2 protein-coding genes and 1 pseudogene are annotated in these 2,503 nt (G+C 59.4%); 2 read left to right on the top strand and 1 reads right to left on the bottom strand.

Annotated features, from left to right (window positions below; translation table 11 throughout):
* A pseudogene (locus tag JCM12296_RS34080) lies at window positions 1–267 on the bottom strand (GSU2086 family protein); the annotation flags it as partial.
* A 156-nt stretch (window positions 268–423) separates the two neighbouring features.
* Here JCM12296_RS34080 and JCM12296_RS34075 point away from each other — a divergent pair.
* Both JCM12296_RS34075 and JCM12296_RS34070 read left to right on the top strand, forming a co-directional pair.
* A complete protein-coding gene (locus tag JCM12296_RS34075) occupies window positions 424–2,193 on the top strand; it encodes an ABC transporter ATP-binding protein (protein WP_246805298.1) in 1,770 nt (589 codons plus the stop codon).
* A gap of 15 nt (window positions 2,194–2,208) precedes the next feature.
* Window positions 2,209–2,503, top strand: a 295-nt coding sequence (locus JCM12296_RS34070) for a hypothetical protein (protein WP_157068171.1), incomplete at its 3' end; no start/stop codon positions are given.

The following is a 2,503-nucleotide window of genomic DNA, read 5'->3' as shown; positions in this document are numbered from 1 at the left end:
CGGCGCTAAGCCGGTCTTGATCACGTGGCCGCCGAGCATCACCAGGACCGGCTTGCCCCGCTTTCGGGCGTCGACCACCGCCCGGGCCACGGCCTTGAGCTCGTCGGCCTTGAGCACCGCCGGCAAATGATCCAAAAATTCAGCCATGCGCATGCCGGCGCGCAAGGGTTTGCCCTCCAGGGAAGTGGTCACCTTGGAGGCCCGGGAGGCCGCCGAATAGGTGGTGATTTTCGACAAATCGATCTCTTCAAAGGGCATCATCGCCATCCGTGTCTGCTGATTTTTCAAACAGCCTTTTATATAATGCCGGGTTCGGGATGGCAATGGCGATCCTGATCATTTACAAAAGACGGACCTTGCGTTAAAAGCGGGCCATCGAATGCACCAATGCGGGACGCCGTCCCCCAAAACAGGGAAAGAAAAGTGAACCACTTTTTGGGTATCAAGATAGAAGCCCGCCACCGGAACCTTTTCTCGCTGATAAAAAAAAACAGCGGGCGACTGATTCTGGCGGCCGGATGCAGCCTGATGATATCGGCGGCCACCACGGCCATGGGCTACCTGATCAAACCGGTCATCGATGACATCTTCGTCAACCGCAACACCCAGGGCCTGCTCCTTTTGCCCCTATTGGTCATCGCTGTTTTTCTGGTCAAGGGGCTTGGCAGCTATGGCCAGGAATACTTCATGAACTATGTGGGTGAGGATATCATCCGCCGCCTGCGCAATCAGCTCTACGATCGAATCCAGGATCTCTCCCTGGCGTTTTTCCAAAAAGAGCGCACCGGCACCCTGATGTCGCGGATTACCAACGATGTCAACGTACTCAAGTCGATGGTGTCCACGGCCGTCACCTCGTCCCTGCGCGATGCCTCGACGGTGATCGGACTGTCGGCGGTCATCCTCTACCAGAACTGGCGCATGGCGATCCTGGCCTTCATTGTCCTGCCCGCCGCTTTTTGGCCGGTATTCGTTCTGGGGCGCAAGGTCCGCCGCGTCAGCACCGGCTGTCAACAGGCCATGGCCGAACTCAACACCTTTCTGCACGAGACCTTCGCCGGCAACAAGATCGTCAAGGCCTTTGGCATGGAAGCGCATGAAAAAAGACGGTTCTTCGAGAAGACCCGACGCCTGTTCAATCTGGAAATCAAGGGCGTCATCATCCAGGCGCTCTCCTCGCCGGTGATGGAGTTTTTCGGCGGGCTGGGCATCGCCTTCGTCATCTGGTACGGCGGCTCGGAGGTCATCGCCGGCAAGACCACAGCGGGAACGTTCATGAGCTTTCTGGCCTGCGTCCTGCTTTTATACGACCCGGTGAAGAAACTCAGCCGCCTGAACAACTCGATCCAACGCGGACTATCCGCCGCCGATCGCGTCTTCGACATCATCGAGACGGCATCGGACATCACGGACCCACAGGTCCCCCTCCCCCTTGAGAACACGTCCCATGACTTGCGCTTTGAAAAGGTTTCGTTCAGTTATGGCGATCATGATGTGCTGAAAAACGTCGATCTTTGCGTCAACCCGGGCGAGGTTCTGGCCCTGGTGGGCATGAGCGGCGGCGGCAAAAGCACCCTGGCCAACCTGATTCCGCGCTTTTACGATGTCACCGGCGGCAGCATCCTGATCGACGGCACCGATATCCGGCAATTCCGCGTGGCCGACCTGCGCAAACAGATCGCCATCGTCACCCAGGAACCGATCCTGTTCAACGAGACCGTGCGCGACAATATCGCCTACGGCCATATCCAGGCCACCGAGGCGCAGATCGTCGCCGCGGCCGAGGCGGCCTTTGCCCACGATTTCATCCTGGGGTTTGAAAAGGGCTACGACACCCGGATCGGCGAGTTGGGCGGCCGGTTGTCCGGCGGTGAGAAACAACGTCTGTGCATCGCCCGGGCATTGATCAAGGACGCACCGATCCTGATTTTGGATGAAGCCACCGCATCGCTGGACTCCGAGGCCGAAGCCGTGGTCCAGAAGGCCCTGGAAAACCTCATGCACGGCCGCACGACGATCGTCATCGCCCATCGGCTCTCGACCATCGCTAATGCCGATCAGATTGCCGTCATCGTGGCCGGCCGGATCGTGGAAACGGGCACCCATGAGAGCTTACTGGCCCAAGGGGGAGAATATCACAAGCTTTATACGATGCAGTATGCCGCATCCGGCAAGACCGCTGCCAAAGGGTGAAGACGCAGGCCCCGCATGAACAAAACCGCTTCGACCATCGACCGTCACATCGACCGTCAGCAACTGCTCCTTTACGAGCCCCGCGTGGAGGGCCACCATCCCGGATGGCTGCGCTTTGTCACCGAAGATCTGCTCTCCGCCGGCTTCGACCTGACCCTGGCCGTCGACCTGCGCGCGCCGTCGCGACCGATCATCGAAGAGCACCTTGAAGATCTGATCTCACGGGTGCGACTGATTCCGGCCGTCGACCGCCACGGCCGACCGCAGGGGGGCAGCACGGCGGCATCCCTGCTGACCTGCCTCAACGAAT

Origin of the sequence: Desulfosarcina cetonica JCM 12296 (genome assembly GCF_001311845.1) — a bacterium.
Lineage (GTDB): Bacteria > Desulfobacterota > Desulfobacteria > Desulfobacterales > Desulfosarcinaceae > Desulfosarcina > Desulfosarcina cetonica.
Note: the sequence above shows the minus strand (reverse complement) of the source record. Positions and strands in the feature narration are given on the sequence as shown.